Below are 17,626 nucleotides of genomic sequence, written 5' to 3' on the forward strand. Positions count from 1 at the left end.
CAAGCGGCGTCACACGCGCGCGAGCGGCGCGGCCTATTCCCGGAAAGAAAGGTTCCGATCCCTGCCGACGACGCGGTAGAAACACGACCGCCGCCCCGTGTGGCAGGCTGGGCCGGTCTGCTCGACGACGAGCTCCACGGCGTCCTGATCGCAGTCGATGCGGATCTCGACGACCTTCTGGCGATGGCCGGAAGTCTCGCCCTTGCGCCACAACGCCCGGCGCGAGCGCGACCAGTAATGGGCCTCGCCGGTCTCCAGGGTCAGCCGCAGCGCCTCCTCGTTCATCCAGGCGATCATCAGAAGCCGGCCGGTCGCGGCGTCGGTCGCCGCCGCGGCGATGAGCCCGTCCGGGCCGAATTTCGGGCGCAGCACGCGAGCTTCTTCGGGGGAGTCGGTCATGCGAGGTTGCGGATCGCAAGCTGCGGATTGCGGCGCCGGGAGCGATCGCCGCATTCTCCCTACAACCAGGCGCTGCAATCTGCAACCTCGCTTGCGCCCGCCCCCGGCCTCGCCTAGCAAAACCGGCATGGCTCTCGTTCTTTACGACACGATGGCGCGCGAGAAGCGCGAATTCATTCCCGCCAATCCGCGGCGGGTGACCATGTATGTGTGCGGGCCGACGGTCTACAGCCACGCCCATATCGGCAATTTCCGGGCGGCGGTCGTCTTCGATCTTCTGTTTCGCGTGCTGCGCCATCATTACGGGACGAACGCCGTCGTCTATGCGCGCAATATCACCGACATCGACGACAAGATCATCCGAGCCGCGCAGGAGACCGGCGAGCCCATCGACGCGATCACCGCGAAATACGCCGCGATCTATCGCGAGGAGACGGCGAAGCTCAACGTGCTCGCGCCGACGCTGGAGCCGGCGGCGACGGCGCATATCGCGGAGATGATCGCGTTCGTCGAGCGCCTCCTCGCCGAAGGCTTCGCCTATGCGGCCGAGGGGCACGTGCTCTTCGCCGTCGACCGTTTCGGGGACTATGGCCGGCTGTCCGGCGTCGACCGGGACGAGATGATCGCCGGCGCCCGCGTCGAGGTCGCGCCGTACAAGGAAAATCCCGCCGACTTCGTGTTGTGGAAGCCGTCGAAGGAGGGCGAGCCGGGTTGGGACAGCCCCTGGGGGCGCGGCCGGCCGGGATGGCATCTCGAATGTTCGGCCATGATCGAAAAAGCGCTGGGCGAGACCATCGACATTCACGGCGGCGGGCAGGACCTGCGCTTTCCGCACCATGAGAACGAAATCGCGCAGTCGGCCTGCGTCCATCGCGGCGCGCCGCTCGCGCGCTACTGGGCGCATAACGGTTTTCTCCGCATGGGGACGGAGAAGATGGCGAAGTCGCTGGGCAACGTCGTGCTGCCGCGCGATCTTCTGAAGCGCTGGCATGGCGAGGTCTTGCGCTGGGCCCTGCTGTCGGCCCATTACCGCCAGCCGCTCGACTGGAGCGACGCGCTGCTCGAGCAGTCGAAGCGCCAGCTCGACCGGTTCTATCGCGCGCTCGCGGAAGCGCCCGACGTCGCGCCGGCAGCGCCGCCCGCCGAGGTCGTCGCCGCCCTCGACGACGACCTCAACATGCCCGAAGCGGCGGCGCGCCTGCACGCCCTGCGCGACGCCGCCGCGCAGGCGCAGGGTGAGGAAAAAGCGCGCGCGCTCGCTGCGCTTAGAGGGGCCGGCGCGCTGATGGGTTTTTTCGCCGCCGACCCGGCGGACTGGTTCAGGAGCGCGCCGGGAGACGGTCCGTCTGCGGAGGAAATCGAGGCGCGTATCGCCGAGCGCGCGGAAGCCCGCAAACGCCGCGATTTCGCGACCGCCGATCGCATCCGCGACGATCTCGCCGCGCGGGGGATCGTCATCGAGGACGGCCCGAAGGGGACGACCTGGCGGCGGGAGTGACCCATGCGCCTTATCGAAGCCACTTTCAGCGAAAAATGCGCCGAACGGGTGCGCGAAGCGATAGAGGAAGCCGAGCCGGTCTACTGGCGCCTGTTCGAGGCGGACGACGAAGGCCGCAGGCTTCTGAAAGCCTTCTTCGGCAAGAGCGACATTCAGGGCTTCGTCGACCGGCTGCAGTCGATCTGCGAGGCCGATGAGGGCTGGCGCATTCTGGTGCTGCCGGTCGAGGCGACCGCGCCCGCGCTCGATGAGGAAAAGGAAGAGGACCGCGAGCGCCGCCGCCGCGTCGCCCTGCGCGAGGAGATCTACGAAGACGTCGCGGGCGGCGCCGCGCTGAGCGCGGATTTCTTCATTCTCACGCTCGCCTCCGCCATCGTCGCGGCGATCGGTCTTAATGCGGACAATATTCCCGCCGTCATCGGCGCGATGGTGATCGCCCCGCTTCTGGGGCCCATTCTCGCCTTTTCCTTCGGATCGGCCCTGGGCGACTTCAAGTTGATCCTGCGCTCGGCGCGCAACGCCGTCATCGGCCTTTCGACCGGGCTTCTCGCCGCGGCCGCGATCAGCTTCGTCATGCCGATCAATCTCGAAAGCCGCGAGCTGATGAGCCGCACCGTCGTCGGACTCGACTCGATCGCGCTGGCGCTTGCGGCCGGGGCGGCGGCGGCGCTGTCGATCGCGACGGGCGTCTCGAGCGCCCTCGTCGGCGTCATGGTGGCCGTGGCGCTCCTGCCGCCGGCCGCCGCCGTCGGACTGTTTCTGGGCGCAGGCGAGGCCGTGCTCGCCGGGCGGGCGCTTTTGTTGCTGATGGTGAACGTGACCTGCATCATGCTCGCCGCGCAGGCGGTCTACGCCTATAAGGGCGTGCGCCCGCGCAAATGGTTCGAGCAAAAGTCCGCGCAGAACGCCGTGCGCGTCAATTTCGTGGTGCTGATCGCGATGCTGGCGGCGGCCGCGGCGATCATCGTCTTTTCGCCGACGGAAGTGCTGCCCGACCTGTCGCTGAGGGACTGAACCCGAGGCGGCGCGCCGCCCGCCATGCGCCGCTCGCCGCTGATCTTCAAGATGATCTTCATGGTTCTGGCCGCCCGCCGTCCGCCAGCCTATATGAGCCCCATGATCAGCGCGCTTTACAGCGACCGGATTCTCGAAGCCGCCGCGGCCATTCCGCCCGCGCGCCGCCTTGAGCGGCCCGACGCTTCGGTCCGCAAGGTCAGCCGCGTGTGCGGCTCCGAGATCGAGGTCGATCTTATCCTCGCGGACGGACGGGTCGCCGATTTCGGGATGGAGGCGCGCGCCTGCGCCATGGGCCAGGCGGCGGCCTCGATCGTGGCGCGCAACATCATCGGCGCGACGCCGGAAGAGCTTTACCGCCTGCGCGAGGAGATGCGCGCCATGCTCAAGCAGAACGGGCCGCCGCCGGCCGGCGACCGCTGGGCCGCGCTCGAAGCCCTGCAGGCGATCCGCGATTATCCACAGCGTCACGCCTCGACCATGCTCGTCTTCGAGGCCGTGGCGGCCTGTCTCGATCAGATCGAAGCGGCAAAATCCGCCGCCGCGCCGCCCGTCGCGGGCGCGCATTAAAAATTCGTCACGCTTGCGTCCGGCCCATCACTTCGGGGTGAAAATGCCGAAAAGTCGCACTGGGCGCGCTTGCCATCCTAAAACGAGAAATTACGTTCTCCCCTGCACTGACGGTCTGGCTCTCCCCCTCAGGCCCAGTCGCACAGCCCCCCGCGTCGCTCTCTCCCCCAGGCGCGGGGGGCGCCTTAAATCGGAACAAGGCGCGGCCCGGCGCCAGGCGCGCCTGAAAATCTCTGAAAAACGAATATCTTGAACGTCTCGGGCCGCGACTCAGTTCGCGGCCGTAAGGCTGGGCGAACCGCTGCTCGCTTCGGCTTCTTCATGCAGCCAGGCCTTGAAGGCCTTGACCGCAGGCGAAGACGAACGCGAGGCGGGGTGCACGATGTAATAGGCGAACGCGCTCGGCGTGGTCATGTCGAAAGGAATGACCAGCCGCGCCGCTTCGAGATCGGCGAGGGCGAGCTGGGACTTGGCGAGCGCGACGCCCCGTCCGGCGACCGCGGCTTCGATCACCAGGCTCGACTGGTTGAACTTCGGGCCGCGCGCGCCGTCGACGCCCTTGACGCCCGCCGCCTTGAGCCACATGGGCCAGGTCGGCGAGCTGTCGTCCTTGTCCGGGCTGCCGTCATGCAGCAGCGTGTGATGGACGAGGTCCTGCGGGGTTTTCAGCGGATGCTCGCCGGTCAGAAGCCGCGGGCTGCACACCGGCACGATGGTCTCCGTCATCAGATGCTCGACCACGAGGCCGGCATAGCCGCCGGGGCCGTAGCGGATCGCCACGTCCACGTCGTCGATCGAAAAATCGACCACCTCCATGTCAGCGGAAATCCACACGTCGATGTCGGGATGGCGCTCATGAAAGCGATCGAGGCGCGGCACCAGCCATTTCGCCGCAAGCGAGGGCGCGGCCGAGACGGTCAGGCGCCCGCTGTCGGCGCGCGCGGCCAGCAACCGGGCGGCGTCGGCGAGCTTGTCGAACCCTTCGCGCAGAACCGGCAGGCTGGCCTGCGCCTCGTCGGTGAGCAAAAGCGCGCGCTTGTGCCGGCGAAAGACCGGCGTGCCGATGAATTCTTCTAAAGCCTTGATTTGCTGACTGACCGCCCCCGGCGTGACATGCAGCTCTTCCGCAGCCTTAGTAAAACTCAAGTGCCGGGCGGCGGCTTCGAAGACGCGCAAGGCGTTTAGGGGCGGCAATCTCTTCATGGGAATCGCATACGCTCGGCGTATCGGTTTGTCGATAGTTTTTTAGTGAAACTCATCAGTTTTTTGCCGCTGAAGCCTTATGGTTGCATGGACGACGGCAGAATCTCGACAGCCGTCGGTTAACCGACGCTTATCAACCCGTCGAGTCTGGGCTATCGCCCAGAATTTCTCAAGAGATTTAGAAATTTTATCGTTTGGTCTCATGTGGCGGCGCGACTAGGTTCAGGCCGTCGGCCGTCGACGGCTGGACGTCGCTCGCCAAGGTTTGTTTGTCATTTAGAAATTCTAACGGATGAAGCAATTTCCCGCATTCCTTGACCTTTCCGGCCGCCGGATCGTGATCGCCGGCGGCGGCGCGGCGGCCCTGCAAAAGGCCAGGCTGTTCGCGGCCGCCGGCGCGGAGCTGTTCGTCGTCGGCCGTCCGCTCGTTCCCGCCCTGGCGGAAGAGCTGGCCGACAGGGCGGTCCTGATCGAGCGTACGGCCGTCGCCAATGATTTCGCGGCGGCGACGCTCGCCGTCGTCGCCGAGGACGATGAGGCCCGCGCCGAAGCCCTCGCGGCGGCCGCGCGCGAGCAGGGCGCGCTGGTCAATGTCGTCGACCGACCGGAGCTGTGCGATTTCCTTACGCCTTCGATCATCGACCGCGGCGAGGTGGTGGTCGCCGTCTCGACCGGCGGGGCCGCGCCCGTGCTGGGCCGGCGCCTGCGCGCCCAGATCGAAACCCTACTGCCTGCGCGCCTGGGAGAGCTGGCGGCTTTCGCCCGTTCCTTCCGCCGCGCCGTCGCCGGCAAGGTCCCTCCGCCCCTCCGGCGCCGCTTCTGGGAGCGTTTTTTCGACGGCCCGCTCGCGGCGCAAGTCCTTGCCGGCGACGCGCGGGGCGCGCGCGAGGCGATGCTCGCCGAGATCAATCGCGCGGATGCTGAAGCCGCCGGCGAAGGCGTCGTCCATATCGTCGGCGCCGGTCCGGGCGATCCGGAGCTTTTGACTCTGCGCGCATTGCGGCTTCTGCAGGAAGCCGACGTCATTCTCTACGACCGGCTGGTCGGGGAGGAGATTCTCGCGCTGGCCCGGCGCGACGCCGCGCGCGTCTATGTGGGCAAGGCGAAGTCGAACCACGCCCTGCCGCAGGAGGAAATCGAGGCGCTGCTCGTCCGCTACGCCCGGGAGGGCAAACGGGTGGTGCGCCTCAAGGGCGGCGATCCTTTCGTCTTTGGCCGCGGCGGGGAGGAACTGGACGCCCTGCGCGCGGCGGGCGTTCGCGCATTCGTCACGCCGGGAATCACTGCGGCGACGGGCTGCGCCGCCGCGGTCGGGATGCCGCTCACGCACCGCGACCATGCGCAGGCGGTCACCTTCGTGACCGGCCACGCCAAAGGCGAGGGCGATCCCGATCTCGACTGGAGCGCGCTCGCCCGGCTCGGCCACACCCTCGTCGTCTATATGGGCGTCGGCAAGGCCCGTCGGATCGCGGAAAACCTTATCGGCGCCGGCCGCGCGCCGGCGACGCCGGTCGCCGTCGTCGAAAACGGCGCGCGTCCCGACCAACGCGCGCTTAAGGGAACGCTCGCCGAACTGGGCGCGCTCATCGAGGAGGGCGGCGTCAAGGGGCCGGCGATTCTCGTTGTCGGCGAGGTCGCGGCCCTCGCGGAGGCTTGCACGCTCGACGCCCTGGCGCGCGAGCTGGCGGAAAGGGCGGCGGCATGAAGGCGATCACCGGCAACCGGCTGACGGACGGCGTCGTCGTCTATCTCGCGCCGGACGGAACGTGGACGGAGCGCCTCGAGAAAGCGCGCCTGTTCGAAAAGGAAGAGGCCGAGGCTGCGCTCGAGGCCGCGCGCCGGCGCGTCACGGAAATCGCCTCGGTCTATCTCATCGAAGCCGAGCCCGGCGGCAAGGCCGCCGGCCGCGAAGCCCTGCGCGAGACCATCCGCAACGCCGGCCCCACGGTCCGGCCCGATCTCGGCAAGCAGGCGGCGGGCCCGCGATGAGCGCGTATCGGATTTACGGCGACTGCCGCAGCGGCAACTGCCTCAAGGTTCGCTGGACGGCGGACTTCCTCGGCGTCGATTACGAATGGATCGACGTGGACGTGCTCTCCGGCTCGACGCGCACCGAGGCGTTTCTCGCCCTCAATCCGGCCGGACAGGTCCCCTGCCTCATCCTGCCCGACGGACGCCCGCTCGCCCAGTCGAACGCGATCGTGCTCTACCTCGCCGAGCGCCATGACGGCGCGCTCGTCCCCGCCGATCCCTTCGAGCGCGCCAAGGTGTTCGAGTGGCTGTTCTGGGAGCAGTACAGCCACGAGCCCTATATCGCCGTGCGCCGCTTTCAGAAGGCGTTTCTCGGCAGACGCGACGACGAGATCGATCCGAAGCTTCTCGCCGGCGGCCGGCGCGCGCTCGGCCAGATGGCGCTGCAGCTGGCGAAGACGCCCTTCATCGCCGGCGAGGCGCCGAGCGCGGCCGACATCGCGCTCGTCGCCTATACGCGCGTCGCCCATGAGGGCGGGTTCGATCTCGACGAGTTTCCCAATATCCGCGCTTGGATCGCGCGCGTCGAGCGCGCCTTCTCCATTTCGCCGGAAAGCGAGGCGGCCTGATGTATCGGTACGACGAGTTCGACGAAACGATCGTCCGCGAGCGGGTGAAGCAGTTCCGCGGCCAGGTGGCGCGCCGGCTCTCCGGCGAGCTGACCGAGGAGCAGTTCAAGCCGCTGCGCCTGATGAACGGGCTTTACCTGCAGCTTCACGCCTACATGCTGCGCGTGGCGATCCCCTACGGCGTGCTTTCGTCGCGCCAGCTGCGCCGGCTCGCCCATGTCGCGCGCCGCTACGACAAGGGCTACGGCCACTTCACCACGCGCCAGAACATCCAGTACAACTGGCCGGCGCTCGTGGACGTTCCCGACATTCTCGACGCGCTCGCCGACGTCGAGATGCACGCGATCCAGACCTCCGGAAACTGCATTCGCAACGTGACGTCGGACCAGTACGCCGGCGCGGCCGCAGACGAGGTCGAGGACCCGCGCCCGTGGTGCGAGATCATTCGTCAGTGGTCGACATTCCACCCGGAATTTTCCTATCTGCCGCGCAAGTTCAAGATCGCGGTCACGGCGAGCCCGCATGATCGCGCGGCGGTCAAGGTGCACGACATCGGCCTCATCCTGAAGAAGGGCGAGGGCGGCAAGACGGGCTTCGAGGTGATCGTCGGCGGCGGGCTGGGCCGCACGCCCTATATCGGTCATACGATCAGGGATTTTCTGCCCAAGGAGCATATTCTGAGCTACCTTGAGGCGATCATGCGCGTCTACAATCTGAATGGCCGGCGCGACAATCTCTTCAAGTCCCGCATCAAGATTCTGGTGAATACGGAAGGCCCGGAGAATTTCCGCGACCAGGTCGAGGCCGAATGGGAGAAGATCAGGGATTGCGACATTGACATCCCGCGCGAGGAAATCGAGCGCATCAAGCGGTACTTCGCGCCGCCGGCTTTCGAGGCGCTGCCCGGGGAGAGCGCCTCGTTCGAGGCGGCGCGCGCCCGCGACGCAGGCTTCGATCGCTGGGTCCGGGTCAACGTCGTCGCGCATAAAGTCCCTGGCTACGCCATCGCGAACGTCTCGCTCAAGGAGCCGGGGCGGCCCCCGGGCGATGCGACGGCCGAACAGATGGAGGCCGTCGCCGATCTCGGCGAGCGGTTCTCCTTCGACGAGATCCGCGTCACGCACGAGCAGAATCTCTGCCTGCCGCACGTCAGGAAAGACGATCTTTACGCGGTCTATCAGGCGCTGAAGGAGGCCGGGCTCGCTGCGGCCAATGTCGGGCTCGCTTCCGACATCATCGCCTGCCCGGGGCTCGACTACTGCGATCTCGCCAACGCCCGCTCGATCCCGATCGCGCAGGCGCTCGCCGAGCGTTTCGCCGCCTCTGGCGAGGAGGAGGATCTGGGCGAGCTCAAGATCAACATCTCGGGCTGCATCAACGCCTGCGGCCATCATCATATCGGCCATATCGGCATTCTCGGCGTCGATAAGAAAGGCGAGGAATTCTACCAGATCACCCTGGGCGGCTCCGGCGCGGAAGACGCGAGCCTCGGCGAGATCGCGGGGCGCGGGCTTTCCTCGAGCGAGGTCGTCGACGCGGTGGAGCGGCTGGCGCGCTTCTACAAGCGCGAGCGCCGGGAGGGCGAGCGGTTTCTCGACGCCTACAGACGATTGGGACACGATGCGTTCAAGGGAGCGATCTATGCCGACGCTTAAGCTGAAAGACGGCGTGCTGACCGTTTCGGCGGACCGCCCGGAGACCGAGATCACGCTGGAAGCCTGGCGCGCCGGCGCGCGGCCCGAAGGGGGGCGGTTCGCGCTCGTGCTGCCCAACGACGTCGACGTCGCCGAGGCCGCCGAGGCGCTGGCGCGGGTGGACGCGGTGATCCTTCATTTCCCCGTCTTCAAGGACGGGCGCGCTTACAGCCAGGCGCGGCTTCTGCGCGAGCGCTACGGCTATCGCGGCGAGATTCGCGCCCGCGGGGAGGTGCTGCGCGATCAGGTTCTGTTCATGGCCCGCGCCGGCTTCGACGCTTTCGAGGCGGCGGAAAAGGACGCGCCGGGCTTCGCCGAAGCGCTGTCGGAATTCTCCGTCGTCTATCAGTCCGCCGCCGACGGCGCGCTTCCCGCCTGGCGCCGCCGCGCCGCGGCGCGGGCGGCCGCCGCCTAGGCCGGACGCGAGGAGAGAATCGTCATGCGGTCTTCGGCGGCGATAGCGACGCGCGCGGATGCGGGAGGCGAGGAATCGCTCGACGCGCGGGCGCGCCGGCTGTCGGCGGCGGCCGGCGGGGCCGACGCGGCGGAAATCCTGCGCCGCGCCGTTCTGGAGGAGTTTCCGGGGCGGATCACGCTGGTGTCGTCCTTCGGCGCGGAATCGGCCGTGCTCTTGCACCTCATCGCGCAGGTCGCGCCGGCGACGCCGGTGATCTTCATCGACACGGGCAAGCATTTCGCCCAGACCCTGAGCTACCGCAAGAAGCTCGCTCGGGAGCTCGGCCTCGCCGACGTGCGCGACATCCGCCCCCGGCCGGAGGCGGTCGCGGCGGCCGACCCGGCCGGCGATCTGTGGCGGCGCGATCCGGACGCCTGCTGCACCCTGCGCAAGGTCGTCCCTCTCGAAGAGGCGCTCGACGGCTTCGACGCCTGGATCACCGGGCGCAAGCAGTTCCACGGGGGCCTGCGCGCCGCGCTGCCGGTGTTCGAAGCGGCCGATCCCTTCATCAAGGTCAATCCGCTCGCGCGCTGGGACAAGGCCGATCTCGACGCCTATGCGGCCCGCCACGGCCTGCCGCCGCATCCGCTGGTCGAACAGGGCTATCCTTCGATCGGCTGCTGGCCATGCACCCACCCGGCGGCGCCGGGCGAGGACGCGCGCGCCGGGCGCTGGCGCGGGGCGGCCAAGACCGAATGCGGCATCCACCTCATCGGCGCGCGGCGCGCGCCGGCGGCTACTTGATGCGCTTTACCCGGATGGGACGGCTGAATCCCTCCACTTTTGCAATATAACTGCCCAAAGCCGCGCGTTTGATCGTCACGACGTAAGACCTGTTTGGAGTAACATGTCCGTGAAATGCTGAGTCGGAATCGAGCTGACGCCAGACTTGACCGTTCTGCAGATAGATTGTGGCGCGCCTCCTTGAATTCAGATGAATGGATGTCGCCGCGGCTGTTATTTCTCGGAGGGATTCTTTTTTTTTCTCGGCGCGCAGTTCGTGCACGGATTCGGCGCCGAACTCTTCAATGCTTTGAGTGACTGTTCCGACGACCTCTCGCGGCGCCCCCGCTTCATTGTTCTCAGGGGCAATGTCCGACCGACTGAATGCCGCATCGGCGGTCTTTTGCTGCACGGCCTCCGCCTTCGCCCTAGCGAGGCGCGCCGCCGCCGCGTCGAGGCAAGCGAGCCTTTGCTCGTCTGATGCGATTGCAATGCACGCCAGCACTTCCTCGATCGCCTTTTCCATCGGCGGTTCCTGGGCCAGCGCGCTTCCCGTCAGTAATACACATATGAGAATCTCGCCTGCCATTAGCGGCTTCATGCGAACCCCCTCTTCAATCTGGAACGCGACTACATACGCCTTGCGCCGGTCGGTCAAGTAAGCGAGTCTGCGCGCCCGAGCTGGTTCCGGCCAGGAGGGCGCGGCGATGTAGTATATGCAGCATATCTTATTGTTGCGGAGCAGTATCGAATGAGCGAAACGCTTACGCGAGAGCTTCATCGAGCGGCCGCGCTTTTTCAAGCCGGTGATTACGCCAAAGCTCTTGCTCTGTGCGAAGCGGTTTTGAAAGCCGCGCCGCGGAATGCGGAGGCGCTTCACCTCAAGGCCATGGCGCTTGGACGGCTAGGCCGGATCGAGGAAGCGGAGACGATCTTCCACGCGGTTTTGAAGATCCATCCCCGGAAGGCGGCTGTCTTGAGCAATCTGGGAAACGCGATGGCGGCCGCAGGGCGCCATCGCGATGCGATTAGCGCTTATCGTGAAGCGACTGAGTTGGAGCCGCATTTCGCCAACGCTTGGTACAATCTAGCAAGCGCGCTGATGGCGGAAGGCGATCTTGCTGGCGCGTTTGATGCGCTCACGCAAGTCGTTCGGCTGCAGCCCGACAGCGCGAAGGCGCGGAATAATCTGGGCGTAGTGCTAAGGCGCTTGGATCGTCCGCAGGAGGCGATCGAGGCGTTCACGGCGGCGTTGCGGATCGACGCGCATTACACGTCGGCGCTTATCAATCGCGGCAAGACGCTGCGGGAGCGGGGGGACACCGAAGCTGCGCTGCGTGATCTCAGGCGTGCAGTCGCTGCGGCGCCAAAATCTGCGGAAGCTCATTATGAGCTTGCCAACGCCTTACGTGCGGCAGGCGATATCGATCAGGCGAGGGCCTGTTATTTACGGGCTTTGTCGATCGCGCCGGACGCCGTCGAGATTCATGCCGATCTGGCCCGGATGTTATGGGAGGCCGGATGGAAAGATCGGTTTCTTGCCGTGCTGGACGCTCGCCTCGCGCAAAACCCGACGCTAGGGCTCTTGGCGTTGCGTGCTGATCTGGCGTTTCGCAGCGGCGACATTCATGGATCTGAAGAGGCGGCGCTGCGCCTGCTGGAGCAGTCGGCGGTTGCGCTAGGCGCGATCCGATTGGCTAGAATCCGCCGAATGCAGGAACGGCACGAGGAAGCTGCCTCTCTAGCAGAGAAGGCCCTCGCCGCTGTGCCGGGCGATTTTCTGGTCCGGCATGAATACGCGGAAGCGCTGCTTGCCGCCGGCCAAGCGACGAAAGCCGTCGAGACGTTGGCATGTTCGCCGCCACGGGCCCACCTGCAGAAACATCTGGCTTTGCAAGCCTTGGCGTTGAGAGCCGCAGGCGACCTCTCGTATCGCCGGCTTTATGACTATGATCGTTTTGTCGCCACCATATGTATAGATCCGCCTTCTGGATATGCGTCGGTCCATGAGTTTAATGCGGCCCTTTACGAGGCGCTGAAGCCATTGCATCGTGCGGCCAAGACCCGCCCCATCGACCAAACCCTCTATGGCGGGTCTCAATCCTTCGGCCGGTTATGGGATCAGCCAGATCCGGCGATTCAGGGGCTCAAACGGGCCCTCTTGGCTGCGGCGCGCAAATACGTTCGGCAACTGCCGAAGGATCCGACCCACCCTTTTCTGGCGGCCAAGACCGAAACGTTGCGTTGTGTGGGGTCATGGTCAGTGATCCTTGAGTCTGGGGGCGGACATGTCGACCATATTCATCCTCAGGGGTGGGTGAGCGCCAGCTATTACGTGCAGATCCCGACCGAAGTTTCGGCCGCCGGAACAAGAGCTGGTTGCCTGCGCTTGGGCGGCTCTGGGGTCGCAGGGCTGAACCTGCCGCCGGAGCGCTGGTTCAGGCCGATCCCCGGCACGGTGGTGTTCTTCCCCTCTTACATCTGGCACGGGGTGGAGCCGTTCACGGCGTCCGAGCCCCGTGTGACCGCGCCCTTCGATCTGGCCCCGGCCTAGCCTTGCAACCGGGCGTCGTTAACCGCGCGATAACGGCGGTTAATGGCAGGTTAAAGCCGGCGCGCAATTATGTTGCGCAAATGTAACGCCGTTCAAATTGCTGGCGTTCCGCGATGCAACTTGGTTGACGCATTCATGACGCAGACAATACGCTCCGCGACAACTGCGCTGGTCTCGCGCGGGCGCGGCCGCTTCGGGGAAGCTTGTCCCGAGGCGGTCGGGCGATTGCTTCTGGGGATGCGATCGTTCGCCCGTGGCGCGGCGTGAGTTTAGCTCGGAGGGAAAAAATGAAATCCACTAATCTGGCGGGGCGTCTTATGCGCTCCACAATCCTGACGGGCGTGGCGGCTGTAACCGCTATGCCGGCGTTCGCTCAGGATGAAACTACGGGCGATCGAATCGTTGTGACCGGCTCGCGGATTGCGCGCCAGGATCTCGCCGCTCCTAGCCCGCTCACGACGGTCGATTCTGCTGCGCTCCAAATTGTCGCGATCACGAACACGGAAGATTTCCTGAATGATCTTCCGCAATTGATCCCGTCTTTCGACTCCACTTCGAACAACCCCGGCGACGGGACGGCGCGTTTGTCGCTGCGAGGGCTAGGCGCGAACCGCACATTGATTCTGCTGGACGGCAAGCGCATGGTCGCCGAGGGAATCAGCCAGATCGTCGACGTCAACAATATCCCTGCTGCATTGGTCGAGCGTATTGAGGTTGTGACGGGCGGCGCCTCGGCGGTGTACGGCTCCGACGCTGTCGCGGGCGTTGTGAACTACATCCTCAAGGACGATTTCCAAGGGTTGGAAGTCAACGCCGATTACAAGGTGACGGGCAAGGGCGACGCGCAAACCCTCAATCTATCCGCGGTAATGGGCGGCGACTTCGCCGACGGTCGCGGCAACGCCGTGATGGCCGTTAGCTACACCGATCGCAAGCCGCTGCTTCAGGGCGAGCGCGATTTCTCGTTCTTCTCCAACAACGACCTCGGGCCGGGCCAGCCCTTCGGCGAAACGGGCAGCTCGAATGTGCCAGGTACCCGCTTCCGCCCCGGCAGCGGTCCTAGCAATTTCGATTGGACGCCGCTCATCGGCTCGTCGCTGCCGCCAGAGTGCGCGTTGAACGTATGCTCGGGCGCGTTCATTAATGACGCGGGCGAGCTGAGGGGCCTCCGTTTCGGCTCCGCCGACGACCCGGCGAGCGATCTCTACAACTATGCTCCGACCAACTACCTGCAGCTTCCGCAGGAGCGCTACAACATCAGCGCATTCGCCACTTATGAGATCGCCGACGGCGTCGAGGCTTATGCGCGGGGCATTTTCTCGCACGTGCTGGTCGATTCGCAGCTCGCTCCGACACCGGCTGGTTTGACCTTCAGCATTCAGGAGGATAACCCCTTCGTATTCGGGCCGAGTGCGGTCCCGGGCGCGCAAGATCTCGCCGTCCTTCTCCAGAATTGCGCCACATGCCAGCTTGGCGACACTAACGGCGACGGGCTCAACGAGTTTCTTTTCCGGACAAACCGTCGCTATCAGGAACTCGGACCGCGCAATAGCCTGCGCGACACCAACACGTTCTTGGTAGGCGGGGGTCTGCGTGGCGAATTCGCCAATAACTGGCAGTGGGATGTTTACGCCCAATACGGCCGCTCCGCTGTGTTGCAGTCGCAGACAGGTAACATCTCGATCTCCGCGATCACGGATGCGGTGTTTGAAGGGCGCGCCAATATCTTCGGCGGGCCCAACAGCTTGCAGCCGGATATCGCCGAAGAAGTCTCCCGCACCGGCATGATCAATTCGATCACCGAAACGGTTCAGGTGCTCGGAACGATCAACGGCGAGTTTGAACAGGTTCAATCGCCGCTCGCTGACAAACCGGTCGCTTTCGCTTTCGGCGTCGAATATCGCGAAGAGGCCTCCTTGCAGCAGCCCGACTCGGTGCTTGGCCCCGACGTGGCCGGCTTCAACCAGTCGGTCTTCGTGCAGGGACGTTATGACGTCTACGAAGCCTTCATGGAGACGGACATTCCGCTCGTGACGGGTCAGCCTTTCGTTGAGAGCTTCAGCGTCAATGGCGGCTACCGTTATTCCGACTATTCAACGGTGGGATCGGTAAGTTCCTACTTCGTCGGCGGCAATTGGCAAGTCGTTCCGGACCTCCGTATCCGGGCGCAGTTCCAGCGCGCAGTCCGGGCGCCGAACATTTCGGAATTGTTCATCACGCCGGCGAATGGCTTCCCTGGCGTCGCGGATCCATGCGACGGGTTGGTGTTCGGCAACTGGAATTTCCTGTCGACCGAACAGCAGTCAACGGTGGCGGCGAATTGCGTCGCTGACGGCGTGCCGGCTGGCGCGGTGGGCGGCTTCTTGCAGTCGAATAGCCAGACCGAAACCGTTTTCGCGGGCTTCGGCAGCGAGTTCGACGCCGAGAAAGCCGATACCCTCACCATCGGCGGCGTGTTCACGCCAGGCTTCCTGCCGGGCTTCACGGCGACGCTCGACTACTATGACATTAAGATCGATAATGCGATCGGCGCGCCGTCGGCTCAGTCGATCGTCGAGGACTGCATCCTGTTTGGGGTGGCTTCCGCCTGCGCATTCACTGATCGCGATCTGGTCTCTGGCGAGTTGGTGACGATCGGCATGGGCGCTTCGGGGCCGATCCTCGTTCAAAACAATGTCGGCCTCTTCGTGCGCGGCATCGACCTCGGACTTTCCTATCGAGGTGATCTGCCGGAAAATTGGGGCTCGTTCGCTTGGCGGTTTGACGGCACGCATACGCTTGAGAATTCATCGCAGGGTACATCAGATTCGGTTCTCTTGGACTGCGTTGGGTTCTACGGCGGCGCTTGCGGGGAACCGGTGCCGGAGTGGAAGTTCACCACGGTCGGAAGCTGGATTTGGGGGCCGTTGACCACGAGCTTGCGTTATAGCTGGATCTCCGGCGTGGATGACGCGTTCACGATCCGTTATGATGCATATGCCGGCCAGCGCAAAGTCGCCGACATCGGTTCGTTCGGCACGCTGGACCTGTCGTTGTCGTACGACCTCAGCGATGGCGTCACATTGCGCGGCGGCGTTGAGAACATCACCAACAAGCAACCGCCGGAACTTGGCACCTGCTGCTCCGAGCAGGCGAATACCTGGCCGGCGACCTACGAAACGCTTGGGCGTCAGTTCTTCTTCGGCGCGACCTTGCGTTTCTAAGCCATAGTTTGAAAGAGCTATACATGATGGGAAACGGCGGGCTTCGGCCCGCCGTTTTCTTTTTTCTTCGTCGGCGTTGCGACAGCCTTGCGATTCGCCGTTGCGCGCGGTTCGACCTATCGCGAACAGCGCTGTAAAAGCGGTTTCGACGGAGCGAGCGGGAAGCTTTCATGAACGCAGGTCCATCCGACGCGCCGGCTTCAACGCACTGGCAGGATTTCTGGCAGGGCGGCGGCAAGGCGGACCAGGCGCTGGGCGGGGCGGCGCAGCGCGCCTTTCTCGAGCGGTTCTGGACGGCGTTCTTCGATGACGCGCCTGTCGGGCCGCGCCCTGCAGTGATCGACGTGGCCGCCGGCTCCGGCGCCGTCGTCGCCAGAGCGCGGCGCCTGTTGTCCGCCCGCGGCGTTTCTCCCCTATGCCTCGCCGTCGATTACGCCCCCGCTGCGGCGGCGGCGCTCCGGCGCGAAGCGCCCGGCGCTTTCCCGCTGGTCGCCGATGCGGCGCGCCTGCCGTTCCGCGCCGGCGCGGCCGACATCGTGGTCAGCCAGTTCGGAATCGAATATGCCGGGCTCGCGGCCTTCGCCGAGGCGGCGCGCATTCTCGCGCCCGGCGGCGTCTTTCGCGCCGTCGCCCATTACAAGCACGGCGCGATCGACGCCGAGTGCGGGGAAAACGCCCGCCTGCTCAAAACCGTCGAAGATACGGGGCTGATCGGATGCGCCCGCGCGGCGCTGGCGGCCACGTACGAGCGTCTGGCCCGCAAGGCGCGCCCGCTCGCCGACAGCCGCGCCGAGGCGGCGTTGCGGGCGGCGGCCCGAAAGGCCGCCGATGCGATATCCGCCGCCCCGGACTTTGCAGCGAAAGCGACGCTTGGACGGTTTCTGGGCGATCTCGACAGGCTCTCGACGCGCCGGCTGGCCTTCGAGCCGCGCGAAGCGCTCGCCTGGCTCGACGGAATGGCGGCCAGCCTCGCCGCCTATCGCCAGCGCATGGAGGCGATGCAGGCCGCCGCGCTCGACCGGTCGTCCGTCGACGCCGCGGCGAGGACGTTCGCGGACGCCGGCTTCGTCGATATTTCCGCGCGCCCGGCGGCTTTTCTCGAAGGCGGCGAGCCGGCCGCGTGGCTCATCGGCGCAAGGCGCGACTGAGGCTTCAGGCGGCGAGCGCCTCCTCGCCGTCGAGGACCGCTGCGGCGGCGTGCACGGCGGCGGCGATGCGGATGGCGGCCTGAACCTGTTCGGTCGTCAGTCCGGCCTTGCGCACCACCTGTTCATGCGCGTCAAGGCACATGCCGCAACCGTTGATCGCGGAGACCGCGAGAGACCAGAGCTCGAAATCGACCTTGTCGACGCCGGGATTGCCGATCACGTTCATGCGCAGCCTGGCCGGCATCTTCGCGTAGTCCTTGGCCGCCATCAGATGCGTGGCGCGATAATAGACGTTGTTCATGCCCATGATCGCAGCGGCGGCCTTGGCCGCCGTCGCGGCTTCCGGCGACAGCTTGTCTTCCGTCCACGCAGCGATGGCCCGAATGACCGTCGCGTTGCGGCTTGCAAGCGCGGAAGCGAGGAAGGCGCCGTATTTCTGCTGGTCCGTCAGGGACGTTTCCGACGCCAGCGAGCCGAGATTGAGGCGGATGTCCTTGGCGTAGTCGGGAAGGCGGTCGCGAAGTTCGTCAAGACTCATGAGACTCTCCATTCGAGGGGGGGGG

Annotated in this window: 16 protein-coding genes; 12 read left to right on the forward strand and 4 right to left on the reverse strand. The window is 65.7% G+C overall.

Going from position 1 to position 17,626, the window contains the following annotated elements:
• Nucleotides 1–33: 33 nt before the first annotated feature.
• Nucleotides 34–399, reverse strand: coding sequence for a phosphoribosyl-AMP cyclohydrolase (hisI, locus tag CHB64_RS04500; protein WP_089411355.1), 366 nt, complete (start codon nucleotides 397–399; stop codon nucleotides 34–36).
• Nucleotides 400–526: 127 nt separating this feature from the next.
• On the opposite strand from hisI, the gene cysS reads away from it, so the two are divergent.
• From cysS to CHB64_RS04515, 3 genes are read left to right on the forward strand one after another with little or no spacing between them, the layout of a single operon-like run.
• The gene (gene cysS / locus CHB64_RS04505; protein WP_089411356.1) at nucleotides 527–1,897 is read left to right on the forward strand and encodes a cysteine--tRNA ligase; all 1,371 of its coding nucleotides are present in this window, start codon (nucleotides 527–529) and stop codon (nucleotides 1,895–1,897) included.
• A 3-nt stretch (nucleotides 1,898–1,900) separates the two neighbouring features.
• Nucleotides 1,901–2,911: a TIGR00341 family protein gene (locus CHB64_RS04510; protein ID WP_089411357.1), complete on the forward strand. Its 1,011-nt coding sequence runs from the start codon at nucleotides 1,901–1,903 to the stop codon at nucleotides 2,909–2,911.
• 24 nt (nucleotides 2,912–2,935) lie between these two features.
• The gene (locus tag CHB64_RS04515) at nucleotides 2,936–3,481 is read left to right on the forward strand and encodes an iron-sulfur cluster assembly scaffold protein (protein ID WP_234993307.1); all 546 of its coding nucleotides are present in this window, start codon (nucleotides 2,936–2,938) and stop codon (nucleotides 3,479–3,481) included.
• 270 nt (nucleotides 3,482–3,751) lie between these two features.
• Here CHB64_RS04515 and CHB64_RS04520 read toward each other — a convergent pair whose 3' ends face one another.
• Nucleotides 3,752–4,684 carry a transcriptional regulator GcvA gene (locus CHB64_RS04520; protein ID WP_089411358.1) on the reverse strand — a complete coding sequence of 311 codons (933 nt, stop codon included), beginning with the start codon at nucleotides 4,682–4,684 and terminating at the stop codon, nucleotides 3,752–3,754.
• Between the two features lie 292 nt (nucleotides 4,685–4,976).
• On the opposite strand from CHB64_RS04520, the gene cysG reads away from it, so the two are divergent.
• The 6 genes from cysG to CHB64_RS04550 are packed head-to-tail and all read left to right on the forward strand — an operon-like array spanning nucleotide 4,977 to nucleotide 10,179.
• Nucleotides 4,977–6,389, forward strand: coding sequence for a siroheme synthase CysG (gene cysG, locus CHB64_RS04525; protein ID WP_089411359.1), 1,413 nt, complete (start codon nucleotides 4,977–4,979; stop codon nucleotides 6,387–6,389).
• A complete protein-coding gene (locus CHB64_RS04530; RefSeq protein ID WP_089411360.1) occupies nucleotides 6,386–6,673 on the forward strand; it encodes a DUF2849 domain-containing protein in 288 nt (95 codons plus the stop codon). The genes cysG and CHB64_RS04530 overlap by 4 nt, the downstream gene beginning before the upstream one ends.
• Nucleotides 6,670–7,284: a glutathione S-transferase family protein gene (locus CHB64_RS04535; protein WP_089411361.1), complete on the forward strand. Its 615-nt coding sequence runs from the start codon at nucleotides 6,670–6,672 to the stop codon at nucleotides 7,282–7,284. The genes CHB64_RS04530 and CHB64_RS04535 overlap by 4 nt, the downstream gene beginning before the upstream one ends.
• Nucleotides 7,284–8,939 (forward strand): nitrite/sulfite reductase, encoded by a 1,656-nt coding sequence (locus CHB64_RS04540; protein ID WP_089411362.1) that lies wholly within the window; start codon nucleotides 7,284–7,286, stop codon nucleotides 8,937–8,939. Before CHB64_RS04535 ends, CHB64_RS04540 begins: the two co-directional genes overlap by 1 nt.
• A complete protein-coding gene (locus CHB64_RS04545; RefSeq protein ID WP_200815216.1) occupies nucleotides 8,926–9,393 on the forward strand; it encodes a DUF934 domain-containing protein in 468 nt (155 codons plus the stop codon). The genes CHB64_RS04540 and CHB64_RS04545 overlap by 14 nt, the downstream gene beginning before the upstream one ends.
• A 24-nt stretch (nucleotides 9,394–9,417) precedes the next feature.
• Complete coding sequence (locus CHB64_RS04550) at nucleotides 9,418–10,179, forward strand: phosphoadenylyl-sulfate reductase (protein WP_089411364.1); 762 nt, start codon at nucleotides 9,418–9,420, stop codon at nucleotides 10,177–10,179.
• Here CHB64_RS04550 and CHB64_RS15040 read toward each other — a convergent pair.
• Nucleotides 10,172–10,816 carry a hypothetical protein gene (locus CHB64_RS15040; protein WP_143265937.1) on the reverse strand — a complete coding sequence of 215 codons (645 nt, stop codon included), beginning with the start codon at nucleotides 10,814–10,816 and terminating at the stop codon, nucleotides 10,172–10,174. The two genes, CHB64_RS04550 and CHB64_RS15040, sit on opposite strands and share 8 nt — an antisense overlap.
• Nucleotides 10,817–10,909: 93 nt before the next feature.
• On the opposite strand from CHB64_RS15040, the gene CHB64_RS04560 reads away from it, so the two are divergent.
• The 3 genes from CHB64_RS04560 (at nucleotide 10,910) to CHB64_RS04570 (ending at nucleotide 17,063) form a co-directional block, all read left to right on the forward strand.
• A complete protein-coding gene (locus CHB64_RS04560) occupies nucleotides 10,910–12,712 on the forward strand; it encodes a tetratricopeptide repeat protein (RefSeq protein ID WP_089411366.1) in 1,803 nt (600 codons plus the stop codon).
• A gap of 287 nt (nucleotides 12,713–12,999) precedes the next feature.
• On the forward strand, nucleotides 13,000–15,915 hold the full coding sequence (locus CHB64_RS04565) for a TonB-dependent receptor plug domain-containing protein (RefSeq protein WP_089411367.1): 2,916 nt from the start codon (nucleotides 13,000–13,002) through the stop codon (nucleotides 15,913–15,915).
• Between the two features lie 170 nt (nucleotides 15,916–16,085).
• Nucleotides 16,086–17,063, forward strand: a complete 978-nt coding sequence (locus CHB64_RS04570) for a methyltransferase domain-containing protein (protein WP_089411368.1) — start codon at nucleotides 16,086–16,088, stop codon at nucleotides 17,061–17,063.
• Nucleotides 17,064–17,067: 4 nt separating this feature from the next.
• On the opposite strand, the gene CHB64_RS04575 is transcribed toward CHB64_RS04570, so the two are convergent.
• Nucleotides 17,068–17,601, reverse strand: coding sequence for a carboxymuconolactone decarboxylase family protein (locus tag CHB64_RS04575; RefSeq protein WP_089411477.1), 534 nt, complete (start codon nucleotides 17,599–17,601; stop codon nucleotides 17,068–17,070).
• Nucleotides 17,602–17,626: the final 25 nt, after the last annotated feature.

The organism is Amphiplicatus metriothermophilus, assembly GCF_900199215.1.
Lineage (GTDB): Bacteria > Pseudomonadota > Alphaproteobacteria > Caulobacterales > Parvularculaceae > Amphiplicatus > Amphiplicatus metriothermophilus.